The organism is Parabacteroides sp. AF21-43 (assembly GCF_003635435.1).
GTDB classification, from domain to species: domain Bacteria; phylum Bacteroidota; class Bacteroidia; order Bacteroidales; family Tannerellaceae; genus Parabacteroides; species Parabacteroides distasonis.
The window spans coordinates 94,313-112,198 of record NZ_QTMG01000003.1; the positions used below are offsets into that span (position 1 = coordinate 94,313).

The 17,886-nt window shown below is 42.0% G+C and carries 15 protein-coding genes; 8 read left to right on the plus strand and 7 right to left on the minus strand.

Features of this window, described 5'->3' with window-relative positions; genetic code table 11:
* Positions 1-10: 10 nt before the first annotated feature.
* Together DWX84_RS03520 and ppdK are read right to left on the minus strand one after the other, a co-directional pair.
* Positions 11-1,105 carry a HAMP domain-containing sensor histidine kinase gene (locus DWX84_RS03520; RefSeq protein ID WP_005862364.1) on the minus strand — a complete coding sequence of 365 codons (1,095 nt, stop codon included), beginning with the start codon at positions 1,103-1,105 and terminating at the stop codon, positions 11-13.
* Between the two features lie 212 nt (positions 1,106-1,317).
* Positions 1,318-4,038, minus strand: a complete 2,721-nt coding sequence (ppdK, locus tag DWX84_RS03525) for a pyruvate, phosphate dikinase (RefSeq protein WP_008772196.1) — start codon at positions 4,036-4,038, stop codon at positions 1,318-1,320.
* 603 nt (positions 4,039-4,641) lie between these two features.
* Here ppdK and rlmD point away from each other — a divergent pair.
* Positions 4,642-6,054: a 23S rRNA (uracil(1939)-C(5))-methyltransferase RlmD gene (rlmD, locus tag DWX84_RS03530; protein WP_048927279.1), complete on the plus strand. Its 1,413-nt coding sequence runs from the start codon at positions 4,642-4,644 to the stop codon at positions 6,052-6,054.
* 12 nt (positions 6,055-6,066) lie between these two features.
* Positions 6,067-7,452 (plus strand): transglycosylase SLT domain-containing protein, encoded by a 1,386-nt coding sequence (locus DWX84_RS03535; protein ID WP_048927278.1) that lies wholly within the window; start codon positions 6,067-6,069, stop codon positions 7,450-7,452.
* A 68-nt stretch (positions 7,453-7,520) separates the two neighbouring features.
* Here DWX84_RS03535 and DWX84_RS03540 read toward each other — a convergent pair whose 3' ends face one another.
* Complete coding sequence (locus DWX84_RS03540; RefSeq protein WP_048927277.1) at positions 7,521-8,402, minus strand: DUF3078 domain-containing protein; 882 nt, start codon at positions 8,400-8,402, stop codon at positions 7,521-7,523.
* 165 nt (positions 8,403-8,567) lie between these two features.
* Here DWX84_RS03540 and DWX84_RS03545 point away from each other — a divergent pair, with 165 nt between their 5' ends.
* Positions 8,568-8,801 carry a YecH family metal-binding protein gene (locus tag DWX84_RS03545; RefSeq protein ID WP_048927276.1) on the plus strand — a complete coding sequence of 78 codons (234 nt, stop codon included), beginning with the start codon at positions 8,568-8,570 and terminating at the stop codon, positions 8,799-8,801.
* A 93-nt stretch (positions 8,802-8,894) separates the two neighbouring features.
* On the opposite strand, the gene DWX84_RS03550 is transcribed toward DWX84_RS03545, so the two are convergent.
* On the minus strand, positions 8,895-9,158 hold the full coding sequence (locus DWX84_RS03550; RefSeq protein ID WP_227154340.1) for a hypothetical protein: 264 nt from the start codon (positions 9,156-9,158) through the stop codon (positions 8,895-8,897).
* Between the two features lie 100 nt (positions 9,159-9,258).
* Between DWX84_RS03550 and DWX84_RS22150 the strand changes: the two genes are divergently transcribed.
* Both DWX84_RS22150 and DWX84_RS03560 read left to right on the plus strand, forming a co-directional pair.
* The gene (locus DWX84_RS22150) at positions 9,259-9,330 is read left to right on the plus strand and encodes a hypothetical protein (RefSeq protein ID WP_350453580.1); all 72 of its coding nucleotides are present in this window, start codon (positions 9,259-9,261) and stop codon (positions 9,328-9,330) included.
* Positions 9,331-9,661: 331 nt separating this feature from the next.
* A complete protein-coding gene (locus DWX84_RS03560) occupies positions 9,662-10,012 on the plus strand; it encodes a DUF1622 domain-containing protein (protein ID WP_005857075.1) in 351 nt (116 codons plus the stop codon).
* 356 nt (positions 10,013-10,368) lie between these two features.
* Here DWX84_RS03560 and DWX84_RS03565 read toward each other — a convergent pair whose 3' ends face one another.
* Positions 10,369-10,590 carry a helix-turn-helix transcriptional regulator gene (locus DWX84_RS03565; RefSeq protein ID WP_005862373.1) on the minus strand — a complete coding sequence of 74 codons (222 nt, stop codon included), beginning with the start codon at positions 10,588-10,590 and terminating at the stop codon, positions 10,369-10,371.
* 2 nt (positions 10,591-10,592) lie between these two features.
* The gene (locus DWX84_RS03570) at positions 10,593-11,072 is read right to left on the minus strand and encodes a DUF2975 domain-containing protein (RefSeq protein ID WP_048927275.1); all 480 of its coding nucleotides are present in this window, start codon (positions 11,070-11,072) and stop codon (positions 10,593-10,595) included.
* 925 nt (positions 11,073-11,997) lie between these two features.
* On the opposite strand from DWX84_RS03570, the gene DWX84_RS21450 reads away from it, so the two are divergent.
* The 3 genes from DWX84_RS21450 to DWX84_RS03585 all read left to right on the plus strand — a co-directional run bounded on the left by DWX84_RS21450 (position 11,998) and on the right by DWX84_RS03585 (position 16,668).
* Complete coding sequence (locus DWX84_RS21450) at positions 11,998-12,135, plus strand: hypothetical protein (RefSeq protein ID WP_008772202.1); 138 nt, start codon at positions 11,998-12,000, stop codon at positions 12,133-12,135.
* Between the two features lie 102 nt (positions 12,136-12,237).
* Entirely contained in the window at positions 12,238-15,474 is a 3,237-nt protein-coding gene (locus tag DWX84_RS03580; protein WP_048927274.1) for an FAD-dependent oxidoreductase, read from the plus strand.
* A 105-nt stretch (positions 15,475-15,579) separates the two neighbouring features.
* Entirely contained in the window at positions 15,580-16,668 is a 1,089-nt protein-coding gene (locus DWX84_RS03585) for a phage integrase SAM-like domain-containing protein (protein ID WP_048927273.1), read from the plus strand.
* Positions 16,669-16,737: 69 nt separating this feature from the next.
* Here the strand turns inward: DWX84_RS03585 and DWX84_RS03590 are convergent, their stop codons facing one another.
* A complete protein-coding gene (locus DWX84_RS03590) occupies positions 16,738-17,883 on the minus strand; it encodes a DUF4906 domain-containing protein (protein WP_229103451.1) in 1,146 nt (381 codons plus the stop codon).
* Positions 17,884-17,886: the final 3 nt, after the last annotated feature.

The following is a 17,886-nucleotide window of genomic DNA, read 5'->3' on the forward strand; positions in this document are numbered from 1 at the left end:
TTTTCTTTATTTAATAGGTATCTTTTGGGGGAAAGATTGGTAAAGTGCACCAAAAACAAGAGCCTTTTCCCTGCTCAGAAGAGACACCGATACGCCCTCCCAGCCTTTCAATTATATTTTGGCAGATAGAAAGTCCAAGCCCTATGCCTTGCTTTTGGTTTCGTCCTTTATAAAAACGATCGAACACATGAAGTTTTATTTCCTCCGACATTCCTTCCCCCGTATCGGTCACGGATAAAAGAACCTCGTTCTCCATGGCTTGATATGACAAGATGATGCTACCTATAGAGGTGTACTTAATTGCGTTTGTTATAAAATTGCCAAGAACTTGTTTCAAACGGATACGGTCGGAGCGTAATAAAAAGGAATCCAAAGATTCCGGATAGGTCAAAGCTACCCCTCTCGGTACTTTGATCTGGAAAGAAGCTACCGTTTCTACAATAAGTTGTCTTAGATCAAATTCCATGAAATCAAAGGTCATGGTACCAGACTCGAGCTTAGCCAGATCCAATACATCATTAACGATACCCAATAATAACTCATTATTGGTCTGAATAAGATTAATATACTCTTGTCTTAGCTCACCATCCTCTTCATCCCCTAAAAGAGAAGAGAATCCGACAATAGCGTTTAATGGCATGCGGATCTCATGGCTGATGTTTGCCAAAAAGGAGGATTTCAAACGCTCTGATTTCTCGGCCTTCAGCATTCGTTCTTCCATCGCTTTCAGTTCAGATATATCATAATTCATCAGTAATAGGATGGGGCTTGATTTCTCCAGACCCGCCTCCATTATATCCAGACGAACCCATTTCCATCCCTCGCCATCCCTGACCCGGACTTCCCCTTGATCATGATCAGTTTCTCCATGGACAAGTCGGCTCAAGGAAGTTTTCAAGCATTCACGGTCTTCTGGCTTGACATTGGAATATATGCCTACTATCTGGCTCAATGGAGTTCCCGGAACTTCACCCATATTCAGATACCATTGTTCCATCGCCACTCCTTCCCCAGTGGACAAATCATACTTTGCGCAGCCGATCTTGGCACGATGACTTATCTGAGGAAAAAAAGGCTCGAACTCTATGCCTAATGTCGTTTTCATATATATCCGTTCTCATTATATTTATGCAAAAAGAGGGTTTAGCCATAAAAAACGAATGAATTAATCGTTCGTTTTGTTGCCTTCCCCACCACTTCAATATCCTGATATATAAGATTATACCATATGACTATAAAAAAATAGAGGGTAGATTGATCACTCAATCCACCCTCCTGTCTATCGTGTGCTTAAACTATTAAAAATCAACCCCTTGATTAGTCTTCTAGAGCCGCTTGCGCCGCCGCGATACGAGCGATGGGCACTCTAAAAGGTGAACATGATACGTAATTCAAGCCAACTTTATGGCAGAACTTAACGGAAGAAGGCTCACCACCATGCTCGCCGCAAATACCACATTTCAAATCCGGACGGATGGCACGACCTTTCTCAGTTGCCATACGAACCAGCTGTCCTACACCATTTTGGTCTAGTACTTGGAACGGATCGACCTTCAAAATCTTCTTCTCTAAGTAAACCGGTAAGAAGGAAGCGATATCGTCACGAGAGTAACCAAATGTCATCTGAGTCAAGTCATTCGTTCCGAATGAGAAGAATTCAGCGCTGGAAGCGATACGATCCGCTGTCAATGCCGCACGAGGAATCTCGATCATCGTACCTACCTTGAATTCGATACGATCGCCAACTTCCTTGAATAGCTCTTCGGCCGCGGTACGGATCACCTTCTCTTGTTCCTTGAATTCATATAAGATACCTGTTAATGGTACCATGATTTCCGGTTTAGCCTCAATACCTTCTTTCTTCAAATCCAAAGCGGCACCTAAAATGGCCCGAGTCTGCATTTCCGTAATTTCCGGATATGTATTACCTAGACGGCAACCACGGTGACCCAACATCGGGTTATGCTCGCAAAGAGATTCCACACGTTTTTGGATCTCCTTAACGGACACGCCCATAGTCTCAGCCATTTCCTCTTGACCTTTCAAATCGTGAGGAACGAACTCATGCAAAGGAGGATCGAGCAAACGAACGGTAACAGGACATCCGGCCATAGCCTTGAAGATACCCTTAAAGTCCTCTTTCTGATAAGGAAGGATCTTCGCCAACGCTTTCTTACGACCTTCAGCGTCCTCGGCCAAGATCATCTCACGCATAGCTTTGATCTTCTCACCCTCGAAGAACATATGCTCCGTACGGCAAAGGCCAATACCAACGGCACCGAAGCTACGAGCGATCGAAGCGTCGTGAGGCGTATCAGCGTTTGTACGAACTTGTAATTTTGTATATTTATCGGCTAAAGCCATTAACTCCTCGAAATCACCTGATAACTCAGCGGCTTTTGTCTCAACCTGTCCGACATAGACTTCTCCGGTCGTACCATTGATAGAGATATAATCACCTTCTTTCAAAGTCACGCCATCAACGTCTACAGTCTTATTCTTATAATCGATGTTCAAGGCACCAGCACCGGATACGCAGCACTTCCCCATACCACGAGCTACAACAGCGGCATGAGATGTCATACCTCCACGAGCGGTAAGGATACCTTCTGCGACAGCCATACCGGCCAAGTCTTCCGGAGAAGTCTCAATACGGACCATGACAACCTTTTTGCCATCGGCATGCCATTTAGCGGCATCATCAGCGAAGAATACGATCTGTCCGGTAGCGGCACCCGGTGAAGCCGGCAAACCTTTTACCCACACTTTCGCCAGTTTCTCGGCTTTTTTATCGAATACAGGGTGAAGCAACTCATCTAATTTATTCGGCTCGATACGGTTCAACGCTGTTTTCTCATCAATCATACCTTGATGCAATAAGTCGATAGCGATTTTCACCATAGCGGCACCGGTACGTTTACCGTTACGGGTTTGCAAGAACCAAAGTTTACCCTCTTGTACGGTAAATTCCATATCTTGCATATCCCGATAATGATCTTCCAATTTCTCTTGGATAGCGTCTAATTGCTTATAGATTTCCGGCATGGCTTCTTCCATGGACGGATATTTAGCGATACGTTCTTCTTCTGAGATTCCGGCACGTTCAGCCCAACGTTGTGAACCGATCTTCGTGATCTGTTGCGGGGTACGGATACCTGCTACAACATCCTCACCTTGAGCGTTAATCAAGTACTCGCCATTAAACAAGTCCTCACCATTACCCGCGTCACGAGAGAAACAAACGCCTGTAGCGGAAGTATCGCCCATATTACCGAATACCATGGCTTGTACGCTAACCGCCGTTCCCCACTCGTCTGGAATACCTTCCATCTTACGATACAGGATAGCACGCTCATTCATCCAGCTATTGAACACGGCACAGATAGCGCCCCACAATTGCTCATAAGCGCAAGTCGGGAAATCCTGTCCGGTCTGGGCCTTAACGGCTGCCTTAAATTTAGAGACCAATGTTTTCAAGTCTTCAACGTCAAGCTCGTTATCTAACTTAACGCCTTTCGCTTTCTTTACTTCCTCGATGATCGCCTCAAACGGATCGATATCCTCTTTGCTTGTCGGTTTCATGCCTAATACGACATCTCCGTACATTTGAACGAAACGACGATAGGAATCCCAAGCGAAACGAGCGTTGCCCGTCTTACGAGACAAGCCTTCCACTACCTCGTCGTTCAAGCCAAGGTTCAATATCGTATCCATCATACCTGGCATGGACGCACGGGCACCGGAGCGAACTGAAACTAACAGAGGATTGGCAACATCACCGAACTTAGAGTTCATTAACGTTTCGATATTAGCGATCGCCTTCTCAACATCCGCTTTCAGCAACTCTACGACTTTATCTTTGCCTAACTCGTAATACTCTATACAAACTTCTGTTGTAATCGTGAATCCCGGAGGAACCGGTACACCAATCAGATTCATCTCGGCAAGGTTAGCGCCTTTACCACCCAGCAGATTTCTCATATCTGCCTTACCTTCGGCTTTTCCATTTCCGAACGTGTAAACTCTTTTTCTTTCCATATTCGACAGTATTGAATTTAGATTCTAGTTTTGTTGATTTCAACTGTTATATTGCTATCTCAACTTTGCAATGCTGCAAATATATGCTATTTCTACTTTGCAAGCACGAATAGCGTTAAAGATTTTTACATGTTTTACAACTATTCTTTACCATTTATATCCAGCAAATGCTTACATTTGCGTGCGGAAGTTTGTTGACGCTTCCATTTCCCATCGGATTTCCCGCCTATCTCTTTGCCCCTTACATATAATATATGATCTTTTTCTTTTATTTGTCTATTTATTTCCAATAGGAAGACTCAGGAGTTTTTTGCTGAAGAAACTTTAGTTTCTACAGCATGAAACTAAAGTTTCTCCCTAGTGGAACTAAAGTTTTTCTATAGCAAAACAAAAGTTTTCCTTATAAGAAATTTTAAGAAACTGCAATATATTGATTTATAAACACATACTATACATCCCTTTCTGTCCATAATCATATCTTCATCAATCTTGATAGAATAACGAGAACTGTTTGCCGGACTCATTTAAGTATATAGAACGAAGCTCTTTGTTCTTAGCGGAATTGTAAGTATTTTTGCGAAGCGAATTTAAAACTTAACGACATTGGCAAGAAAGAAGAAACAGTTGCCTATATTAGAAAAGGTAACCATTACGGACGTAGCCGCCGAGGGCAAGGCTATCGCGAGAGTGAACGATATGGTGGTATTTGTACCCTTCGTCGCTCCGGGAGACGTGGTTGATATTCAACTGACCCGTAAGAAGAATAGTTATGCGGAGGGGAAACCTGTATATTTCCATGAGTACTCGGCCAAACGTGCGGAGCCGTTTTGTGAGCACTTCGGTGTCTGTGGAGGTTGCAAGTGGCAACATCTTCCCTATGAGGAACAACTTTACTATAAGCAAAAACAGGTCTACGATAATCTTACCCGCATCGGGAAAGTCGAAATGGAAGAGAAACTTCCGATCTTAGGTTCCGAGCGCACGACTTTCTACCGGAACAAGCTTGAGTTTACTTTCTCAAACAAGAAATGGCTTACGGAGGAAGAGATCCAGTCCGGTGCCTCTTTCGATTGCATGAATGGTGTCGGGTTTCATATACCGGGGATGTTCGATAAGGTATTGGACATCCATAAATGTTGGTTGCAAGATGCTATATCGAACAAGATCCGTCTTTGCGTCAAGGAATATTGCCTATCTCATGAGGGATATCCTTTCTTCGATTTACGGAACCAAGAGGGATTCGTTCGTACGTTGATGATCCGTACGGCATCCACTGGGGATTTGATGGTCGTATTGGTTTTCTTCCATGAGGATGTAGAGCGCAGGGAAGCGTTATTATCTCATCTGGCGGAACGATTCCCGGAAATCACGTCCTTGATGTACGTCATCAACGGCAAATGTAATGACACGATCACCGACCAAGAAGTTCTCGTATTCAAGGGAAAAGATCATATCATCGAGGAGATGGAGGGGCTTCAATTCAAGGTAGGTCCTAAGTCTTTCTATCAGACAAACAGTGAACAGGCTTATAATCTATATAAAGTGGCTAGAGAATTTGCGGGTCTTACCGGAAATGAGATGGTGTACGATTTATATACCGGGACAGGTACGATCGCTAATTTCGTCTCTCGTCAAGCAAAGAAGGTTATCGGCATCGAATACGTACCGGAGGCTATCGAGGACGCAAAAGTGAATTCCGCCTTGAACCATATAGAGAACACGCTTTTTTATGCCGGTGATATGAAAGATATCCTTACGCAGGATTTCATAAACCAACACGGACGTCCGGATGTTATTATTACCGATCCACCACGTGCCGGTATGCATGATGATGTGATCAACACTATTCTCTTCGCCGAGCCGGAACGTATCGTTTACGTTAGCTGCAATCCTGCTACGCAAGCCCGCGATTTGAGTTTGTTGAGCGTGAAATACTCCGTCAAGAAAGTCCGTCCGGTCGATATGTTTCCTCATACACATCATGTGGAGAACGTGGTTTTGCTTGAGAAAAAATAAACATATAATATAATGTATAGGAAATACGTCCCCTTTCTGCTCTTTTTGTTCTTCTTGTATGGTTGCAACGGTAACAAACAAGAGGAGAAAGAGGACGTTTCCGTTTTCGTGGATTTACCGCAACTGAAAGCGGAAGGCGAGATCACGGCGGTGACTTTATACAGTTCTACCTCCTACTTCCAATATAAGATGCAACCCATGGGTTACGAATACGATCTGATAAACGATTTTGCCAAGAGCCAAGGTTTGAAATTAAACATCAAGGTCGCCGAGAATCCTGCCCGCCTGATCGAGATGCTTGAAGCCGGTGAGGCCGATGTTGTAGCCTACCCTATCCCAATCAATAACAAGCTGAAACAAGAGGTCATTTATTGCGGCCGGGAGGATATCTCCAGTCAAGTATTGATACAACGGGCCAATAAAGGCGATAAGCTTCTTACCGATGTCACTCAATTAATCGATAAGAATGTTTACGTAAAGCCTAACACCAAATACTCCGAACGACTGAAGAACTTGGATGAGGAACTCGGCGGAGGAATCCATATCCAAAAAGTGGAAAATGACTCCATTGCTACCGAAGATCTTATCGAGATGGTCTCCTTGGGCGAAATTCCCTATACGATCAGCGATGATAACACCGCCCGCCTAAACAAGACTTATTATTGGAATATCAATGTCGACCTAAAGGTTAGTTTTCCCCAACGCTCTTCATGGGTGGTAAGGAAAAGTAGTCCGGACTTGGCGAAGGCCATCGATGAATGGGCTTCCGATAAAACGGGTAAACATTCTTTCAAGGCAGTTACTAAGCGGTACTTTGAATTAAGCAAGCGACCTTTTACCGCAGATATTCCGGAGGTAAAGAATGGACATATTTCCCCGTATGACCCTTTTTTCAAGAAACATGCGAAAAACATCGGATGGGATTGGCAGCTGCTGGCGTCTATTTCCTATCAAGAGTCTCATTTCAATCCTACGGTTGTATCGTGGGCCGGTGCCGAGGGGCTTATGGGAATCATGCCAAATACGGCGAAGGCATTAGGTGTCACCCCGCATGAATTGAAAGATCCGGATACGGGAATCCGTACGGGAGTAGATTGTTTACGGCGCTTCCGTCAAGGTTTTTCTGAGATTACGGATCCTGAAGAAAAAGTCAAGTTTACCCTAGCGGCTTACAACGCTGGGATCGGACATATTTACGATGCGCAGCGATTGGCCCGAAAATATGGAAAAGATCCCAATAAATGGGATAATAATGTAGCGGAATATATTCGTTTGAAAAATGATCCCGAGTATTATAACGATCCTGTTTGCAAGCATGGATACTTGCGTGGCTCAGAAACATATAATTACGTGCGGGAAGTGTTGGAGCGTTATCATTACTACAAGAAAAAGTCATAGTTATAAAAAAATTCATAGCTATGAGTGAAAGTAGTCATAACTATGAATTTTCTGCAAGTAAATGCCACTTAAAAATTATAGGCGACACCTATGCCTAATATTTCCTTGAACTGGACCTTCGCCCCCCGTTTCTCTCCATTATCCTCAAAAGTTTTCACGTCGTTATCATATTTAAGCGTCGTATTGAGTGTAGCGGACAGGAATTTATTAATCTTCATGCTTATCAATACATCCCAATTGACATCGATATTTCCGAATTGATCGCTATAAGGAGTAAAAAAGTCAGCTGTAGTAATCAAGTTCACGTTTTCCATCACGATTAATTCCGCACGAGCTTTCAGGTAAGCTCCCCATTCCATTCTGAAGCGATCTCCCGGATCGACCCCGAAAGCTCCTAACTCGGAAAGGTAATCATCCTCCACGAAAGTCATCTTCGTGGAAGCCGGAGAAAGATAAACCGAATAATTGCTTTTGGGACGATATTCCATACCTACGGAGATATTCGAATACGCCGGCGCAAAGAAGTTCGATATATAATGTGTCTTATCCGGATAATTATATCCTTTGGCAAACTGGGTGTTTAAATCTCCCATCAACGTATAATACCATACATTATTGGTGGAATATCCTAATTGGGTAGACAGGGTTATATTATCGGTACTTTTCCTCATTCCCTGCGATTTAGTCTTTGATAATCCGTAATCGAGAGCGAGATTGGTTACCCATAACCAGTCACCGCTTTTATGTGTTAATGTCCCATTCAGATACGCATTTCCGGCAACAGAGTTCTCACCGCCAGCCGACCAATTCGACATCGCCGTTTGCGACAAGTTCAAACCTGTCACACCTTTCAGTACCCATTTGCCTTCCTCATATCCTTTATCATCCGTTTGACTATATGTGATTGTCGTTAATGCGACAAACAATGTCATGAAGAATATACGTTTCATATTGTGATATATTTTAGTTATTAAAAAATAAGACGTCCTATCATTTAAACAGGTTTGATTAATTTTTGTTTAGAAAAGCCTAAAGTTGAAAGGATGTCACATTTGTTACACCTTTATACGGATAAACCCCTTATTTTTGTATCCGATAATTAAGTAATTTGATTTATGGAACAGTTACATGCACACGAAGTCCTTCATATGATGGAGGGTAATAGTTATTCAGAAGCTTCTTTAAAAGAAGCGATCGTTAAGACTTTTGGTGAGGATCAGCGTTTCTATACTTGTTCGGCAGAAAATATGGATACGGATGAGTTAATCGTATTTCTGAAACAAAAGGGGAAATTCATGCCTGTCGAAAATGGTTTCACGGTAGATATTACAAAGGTTTGTAATCATTAAAGATTCTACGACACTATCAATGACTCTAGGCTAAATCAAAAGAATTTAGCCTAGAGTCATTTGCCTAAAGTTAAAAAAGACTTTCGATTCTACTCAATGGATAATACTATTCCTATAAATAATCGCAAATGATTTTTGCATCAATTCATAATCTTTATCAGAGACATAACTTGGCCTACGGTTACCCGCGTGATTTATCATCCAGACAAAAGACTCTATATACTTTAGTATCTTATTTGACTTATCACTTTTTATACGTGACAAATAATCCATTTTTCCTAAAAGATAATTACTCACTTCAAAAACACTCATCTTATTACACTCATTCAACAATGATATTAATTCAAGGTCTTCCATAATCTTTATTTTTATTACTACAAATATAATATATTTAATCAAATAAACAAATCATATAGACAGATTTTCATCTTTAATTCTTTTACATAAAATAGCAAAAATGGAAAATGAACACATCTCTAAATTATATACCACTAATCTAAATGAGATCATTGAAGTTCATTGCCATTAGATAGGAAGTAGTTTCCTTAAAAAGAAATCAGATGGTCCTACAACAATAAAAATAGGCTTAAAAGAAAAATATTTAATAGATTTGTTTTGATATTCAAATAATAAAGATTATGTTTGATGCGCATTTTGTTGCAAGTGAAAATATTGGGGATTTTTTGACGTTCTGGAATAACACAGACAGCAACCCGGCAAGTTTTGTACTACCGGGTTGTTTTTTATCCATGATTGATCCTATACGTGTAAAAGTGTGAGTCCGAAAACCTACCATACCTGCGAGCCTTCCAACAAACATTCTATAGGCCTTTTATGTTATGGTTGTAAATGGTCTATTTATGCTTACTGGTTTTTTAAATACCTTAGCGACAATAATAAGTGTGACAAGCCTTCTGATTGTCACCTATGGTGCATTAATCGGAGTCATCTCATTTTTCAGAAATGAACTTAAGCGACTTACTGGTAATTATTCCATTACTAACATAAGAAAACTAAGAGCTGTATTCGGTACATACTTACTTCTCGGACTAGAATTTTTGATAGCGTCAGATATCTTAAAAACAGTATTGGAACCAACACTTAATGAATTGGCCATTTTAGGTGGAATAGTCGTGCTGAGAACAGTTCTGTCTGTCTTTCTGAATAAAGAGATCAAGGAACTAGAGACTGAAAATAAAGATACCGAGTAGATCCCATAAAGTTTTCAAGGGAAAGTACAGAAAAATGGCGCTTAAGTCTTGCATGAACAGGATTTAAACGCCATGAAGTAAAGTTAGAAAACCAAACCGCTCGGCCTTCACAGGTGAAGCGGAAGTGGATATATTGCCTTAAACTAATACCTTATATTATTACAACCAGATTAAAGATCATAATGTTTATGCTTTTGATGAATTTCAATAGCCAAAATAAAACAGAAAATAAAAATCCGCATCCAGCGTCACTGCTACATGCGGATCAAAAATAACAAACTCTTACAAGAGTTAGGCACTACATAAAGTTGTATTATACTAATAAGCAGACTGAACCACATCAAAGTGTTGATTCCTTATGTTGTTTTTTTCTCATCATTTACATATTCCAAAATGTCGCTTGGCTGACAGTCTAATGCTCTACAAATTGCCTCTAGGGTACTAAAACGAATTGCTTTCGCCTTTCCCGTTTTTAAGATAGAAAGGTTAGATAATGTCAAACCAACTCTTTCAGAAAGTTCGTTCAAAGAAATCTTCCGCTTTGCCATCATTACATCTAAGTTTACAATAATAGGCATAATTAAACTGTTAAGTCATTCTCTGATTTCATATCTATCGCATTTTGCAATAATTTTTCAAATACAGCCACGGCTGTCGCAACTACGATAGCGGCAAAAGTAGTTACGATACAAATGGCAAGAAAACCTGCGGGGTCATCTTCTGTATTATGGGTCAACCTTATAAATAGTCCTGCCACCACGATTAAAATACTTAGTAAGATCGCACAATGCTTTATGTTCTTCAAAGTCTTTACAGAGTTTGTTGAAAACACTTTATTTTGCCCAATATAACCGAGCAACCTAAAAGCATTGTACAACGCAACAAAAAAAGCGATTGACGCTCCATATCCATATAAGATAAATGGATCAGCGTAAGTACTAAATAAATCTAGGTGTGTGGCTCGTCCCTCAGTTAAGGGAAACCAAATCAAAATAATAAGTGCCACAATACCGATAAGAACAATAACTGTTTGAAGAAATGCTGTTGAAATTCTTTTCATGACGTATGATGTTAATTTTAAACGACGTTGCAAATGTAATAAATATTTATTGATAAACAATAAATGAATAGCGAAATTCAAAAAACAGTCTCTTTCTCAAGCTAATTAAAAAATCTGGACTTGAATCGCCAGTGTAGTGTCGAAGTACAATGATCTCCCATTTGGAAGGGAGAATGGGAATAGAAGAAAAAAGAACGCCTACCTGAAAAGTGGTAGACGCTCATTGCATACGGTTATTGGGACAAATATAGAGTTTATTTCTATCTTGGATTATCCTATTCATTAATAACTACTTCATCTCTTCTCCCTTTTCATTAAAGATAGCGATAGCCTCCTTGCCCTCGATTACCAAAATCACCTTAAAGAGTTTACCTTCAGTCTTTTCCGCAACATATACCTCTTGGATCGCTGAATCCGGATAAGATTTTTAATTAAACAATCTATTCATATTAACGTAATCAATAGATATAGAACAACGGATATGCCGAATTTCGCCTATCTACAGATAATCATGACACACAACATCTTATATTTTAGCATTAACATATGGATTCCATGCGGAAACAAATAAAAATCCGCATCCAGCTTCACAGCTACATGCGGACCAAACAAATAACAAACTCTACTTATATGAAAAAACAAATACTACTAACAAATTATTATACGATGACTACTATCAAGGTGACTTCTGAGTCATTTTATAGTATAACAGAAGATTGTTTGAAAAGGTTCACCAGTAATTTCTTTTAGGCTGAGAGCTTTTCTTTTTATCGACTGTTTGAATATAAAACATTTCAAGCTGCAAATTGTTTTACAAACAAAGATAAAAATGATGATTGATCGGTTTGAGGCATGATTAAGAAGTTACTTTCTATATTATTGTTTATGATAATGCTCTTTGCCTTCCGGATGAATGCGGAAGCGGATGAGGAACACTTTTCTAACGGTTCCTATCGTTAGCGCACTAGGATTAACATTAAATGAAAGCGCTTCCGACGCTATGGTTGGTGGAGCAGTTACCCAAAACGACAAATTTCAAGTAAAACACGGCGATTACTCCTAAATATTTAGGGATAATCGCTTTTTTATGAATAGATTTCAAGTAAAATTAGGACATTTATCCAATTATATCCGTAATTTTAGCCCAATTAAATCAATAGCAATTATGGAAAGAATCGTTAATCATCCTATTTTAACAATTCCACAAGAGGGAGAACACACTTTTTTATTCAATGGCAAACCCGTAACGGGAATGAAGGGTTTTACCATCGCCGCCGCCTTACATCAGGCCGGCTATCCAGTACACAGTCATAGCGTAAATGGCCGCAACCGTTCGTTGAATTGCGGTATCGGTAAATGTGGCGCCTGCGAAATGCTGGTAGACGGAGAAGTAAAGCGTATCTGTATTACGAAAGTAGACAATGTAAAGGAAGTATCGGAAATAACAGTACAGAATTATACGACAGATTCCCAAATAGAACCCAGAGAAGAACCGGTAGAGATCTATCGAACCGATGTGGCCATCATTGGTGCCGGCCCCGCTGGATTAGCTTGTAGGGAAACCTTAAAAGAGCTAGGCTTGAACAGCATCGTAATCGATAGCAATGATAAGATTGGCGGTCAATTCTTGATGCAAACCCATGCATTTTTCTTTTTCGAGAAAGAGCGGCGCTTTGGCGGTATGCGTGGTTTCGATATAGCGAAAACTTTAGCCGGAGACGACCACTCTGGTATTTTCTTACATTCTACGGTCTGGGATATCCTACAAAATAAGCGTATCGCCGTAAAAGACATGCTTAACCATAAAAATTTTTATGTAGAAGCTCAAGCCTTGATAGTCGCTACTGGTGCGGTTCCTTTTATGCCGACCTTCGAGAATGATGATGTGCCCGGAGTTTATACAGCGGCAGTCGTACAGAAAATGATGAACGCTGAATTCACGTTACTCGGCAAAAACATATTGACAGTAGGCGCCGGTAATATAGGTTACCTAACGTCTTACCAATTGATGCAAGCCGGAGCGAAAGTCAAGGCTATTTTAGAGGCGATGCCCCATGAAGGTGGATTTCCGGTACAAGCGAATCGAATTCGCCGCCTTGGCATACCTATTTATACCTCTCATATGCTTTTGAAAGCCATTCCAAACCAGGATCGGACAGGTATCACCGGCGCGGTTGTCTGCGAATGCGAGAACTTCAAGCCAATCCCGGGAACAGAGAAAGTGATTGATGGTATTGATGTTATTAATATATGTACAGGATTGATTCCCGACAACCAATTGCTAACCAAAGGCCAATATACATTTGGAAAACGTTGTGCCGGCGTAGGTGATGCCGTACGAATCGGAGAAGGTACTACCGCCGTACTAAGAGGAAAGCAAGCCGCTTATGAGATCGCCCAAGAGCTAGGCGTACGTTTCAACTACAACGATTACTTACAAATATCTAAGGAATACATCGACTCCCAGCAACATCCGATCCGCATCAAGGAAGAGTCTCCAAGGCCCACTCCCGAACGTCAAGCCCAACGCCCTTTCGTTCGTTTGGATTGCCTATACGGTTTCGCTTGTAACCCTTGCTCTTTCGCTTGTCCTCAAAAGGCGATCACCAAAAGCTCCACCAGCGTAACGCCCGAGATCGATTACGAAAAATGTACCGGCTGTATGCAATGCGTATCCCATTGTCCGGGGCTGGCTATTTTCGGCTACGATACCCGGAAGCAAAACTTATTCTTACCGGTAGAATACGAGGTAGAAGAAGGTGCCGAGGTGTGGCTCGTCGATGATAACGGGAAGAAACAAGGCGAAGGTATCATTGAGAAAGTATTAAAGAAGCCGACAAAAACAAACGTGGCCCGTGTGAAAGCGGCAGGAATGGAAAACGATGCCTTATTGAATATCACAGGATTCATCGTAAAAGAAAACTATCCGGAGGAAATCGACTTCAAGCAAGAGCCGGAGTGTGAGTCGGAGACCTATGTTTGCCATTGCGAGGACGTATCTTTGGACGAGCTACTTTCCGCCATTGGGGATCGTAAATATATCTCCGTCGACGAGGTAAAACATATCACCCGCCTAGGAATGGGGCCATGCCGGGGAAAACGCTGCATACCCCGCCTACGCATGAAACTAAGGGAAAAAGGTATCGAACTGGTAGGCGACGCTACCCCCCGTGCTCCCCTATCTACCCGCTTCGTCCTAGGGGAAATGTATCCGCAGCGTCAGATAGCGGATACCTATAAAGTAGATTCCGGAAAGCAGGTTCGTAAGACGGAAGTCTTAATCGCCGGCGGAGGTATAGGTGGTAGCGCATTATTCCGTTATTTTGCGGAAGCCGGTAAAAAGACCGTGCTTATTAATGCGGATCGAGGATCATCATGGCGTAATATCGGTGGTGGTCGTCCAGCGTTCTCGATCCCCGAATTAGCGGAGATCGCCCGTAATAACCAAACGATATTCGAGGAGACACAAAAAGAATACGATATCCATTACCGTGAGATACGCTATATCACGTTCGCCCACGACGAGGCTACCTACAATGATCTGGAACGTTCCTGCGGTTGGTCCAACGCTTATTTGATCGACAAGAAAGACTTCCAGAAAGAGGTGTCTCCCTACTTCAACACGAACCAAAACACCTATTTCGCCGCACAAATCTCCCAGCATTGTTGGCAAGCTACCCCGGGGCGTGTGATAGACTTTATACGAAACAAAGGCAAAGAGCGGCAAGGTGAGGTTTTGGAAGACACACACCTAGTGGAAGTACACAAAAACGGTGGAAAATATCACGTCTTATTATATACGCATGATAAGCGATACATCGAATACGAATGCGATCATTTCGTGAACGCCCTCGGTTATAGCGCCGAGCGTTTCGCCCGCATGCTAGGCCTTTACACCGGCCTCTATCCGGTCAAGCACCAAGCGTTGATTACCCATCGCCTACCGAATCTGGGTAAAGACGGGGATATCCTCGATATGTTGATAGACCGCCGGAAACGTAACGACTTCTCCGCTGTCTACGGTCAGCAATTCGCCGAGACCGGACAGATTATCGCTTGCGCCTCCCCCGCTGTCGACGCTAAAGCGGAGATCAGCAACTTTGATGAGTTGAAGTTTAATACCCGTCGTTTCATGGAGATCATCTCCGAGGTGTTCTGCGATTGGATTCCATCGTTAGCCACAGTACCCGTACAAGCCACATGGTCCGGTTATTATGTAGAGCCTCGCTACATTATCGATCCGGATAACGGACTATTCGTCGGTTTGCAAGGTCACGGCTTCATGCTCGCTCAATACTTGGCTAAACTATACGTAGATAAAGCGTTAGGCCGTACCGTTCCGGATTATATGGAGCGATTGAGGCTCGATGGAGACGGAATTAGTGAGAAAGCTTTCAAATAAACTATAAATAAAACAAAACCTCCTCTACCACAATTGGTAAGGGGAGGTTTTGATAAAACCAATCTTTTCTATTTTTGTTATTCTATATCCATAAATAGTAATCATATGAATATAGAAACAACAGACAACTCCCCTTTGCTACAGGAATGTATAGAAGAATTGATCAGTAGTAAAATCGATGAGGGGAAAGGAAGAACCGCTGGGAATTACCGAAGCGCATGGAATAAATTATCCACCTTTTTAGGTCCGAGAGTAACGGAGTTTACATTTGTCGACTTAACGACCGATTTTCTTCATCACTATCTTTTATGGTTGATGCAAGGGGAAGATGGGAAACAGGCTCCCTTGAAACCGGGTAGTTTGGACTTCTACATTCGTAATCTAAAGACAATGTACAACAAGATCGCTCAAGATAAACAAATGGATGTTCCGAGAGAAAGCCCATTCTCCGGCCTGCAGATAAAGGTCCCACCCACCCGGAAAAGGGCTTTGCCAAGCCTCGACCTACAAAATCTGGCGACTCTTGAGCGGCCCAAGAACCCACACGCCTGTACGGCCCTTCACTTGGCTCTTTTCTTATTTTACGCTAGAGGTATGTGCTTCGTGGATGTCTTTAATTTGCGACACAGCAATATAAACGATGATTATATCCACTACGTACGTAGCAAGACTGGCGTAGCGATGCAAGTAAAGATCACCCCCGAGATGAAGAACATCATATTCTCTTATCGGCGTTTCAATAACCCGTGGATATTCCCTTTCTTACACGAGAAAATCAGCGGAGAGGGAGAAGTCACGGCCCAGTCTGCGCTTCGGAGAGTGAACCGCCACTTAAAGAAAATGGGAGAGCAATTACACTTCGAACAGCCATTCACTACCTATGTGATGCGGCATAGCTGGGCTTCCATGATGCTGGAGGCGAATTCGGAAATCGGCATTATCAGCCAATCCTTAGGACATATGTCCCTACGGACTACCGAGATCTATCTTGGCCGGATATCAGTATCTAAAATAGACAGGGCCTCCGATAATATGTTGAATAATTTGGTTCGCGGCTCTTCCTCCCGGCAAAGAAGTAAAAATAAGGTGATGGCTTTAAGAGACAATCCTCCTATACAAATAAAAGAGACAATCGGCAAGAAATGCAAGAAGCTCATTTCCTCGATTGCCTCTAAGTTATTCTCATTTATTTAAAATAGTTCATGCAGGAATGCCAAAGGGTAGATTCGTCAAGGCATTCCTGCACAGCCCTTAGAATGGATACTATTTCTCTTCACCAAAATTAACGGTATTCTCGACATTGTCCACATCATCAAAGACAGCCACGTTGCCGTTTGTTATCGTTACACGGAGGTCGGCACTATTAGGGCCGGCGATATTCACCGTCAGCTTATAATGATAATCCCGATAGACATTGTAATCGGTCACTAAGTCACCCCCAAGATAGAATTTATACTCTACATCGATCGGCGAAGAGTATGCTCCTCCACCCAAAGGATACTGATATTGCCCTCTTACCAATAGATAAGTGCATCCTTCCAAAGATCCGCCAGTCCCCGGCCCCATATCCTTCTTATTCTTCTCTTGCGCCGTGGTAGCTAAACCTGTACCCCGGATATTTTCCGCCATATAGAAAACTCCTTCTTTATCACCAAGTGATATTCCGGATACAGGTATCTCCTCCGTATAGAAATTAGTAGATAAAGGACTTGAAATCGTTGGATATGTCGAGTCGTCATCATATAGCCGGGTTACTTTAGGTACATTTGACATAATAACCGGTTTCGTATCAATTAACTTAAAATTGCCAGAGGCCACTGAAGAGTTCACGGTCACGGTCACTTTCGCGAACGCCCTGTACATACGGGATAATACGACCAACCTCATGTCAGCCTCTGAGCTAGAGGGATCCTTCGTATAGTTAGTCGGTCCCGAAGATAGTATATTAGTACCTGTTGGAGAGCCATCTGATGAATAAATAATACTTTTCGTTTTAGCCATCAATTCTGTTACAGAAAGGGACGTAGGGATACCACCTTCTTTTACAAATAACTTGGCGGTAACCTCCGTCGCATTCATATCCTCCGCATTTACGATGATATAAAACTCACTAGTCTCGTTCTTGAAACGCATATCATCCTTCATTAATTGAATCAATAACTGGTCATAGGTAGTGCTACTACTTCCCGGCACAGCCGTTATGCTATTCCTATCGGCAAAGACAGCTTTCAACAACTCGGTTCCATCCTTTTTAAACTGTAAAATCCATACATTATATATATTAGTATCTCCCAATTTAAGAATTTTCGGTTCCGTTCCCGCTTTCGTCTCTACATCAATCGTACCCGGTACCCTTAACAGGAACTGGAAAGCACATTCCTCCCCTCCTTCGGATGTTGATGGTATCATTTC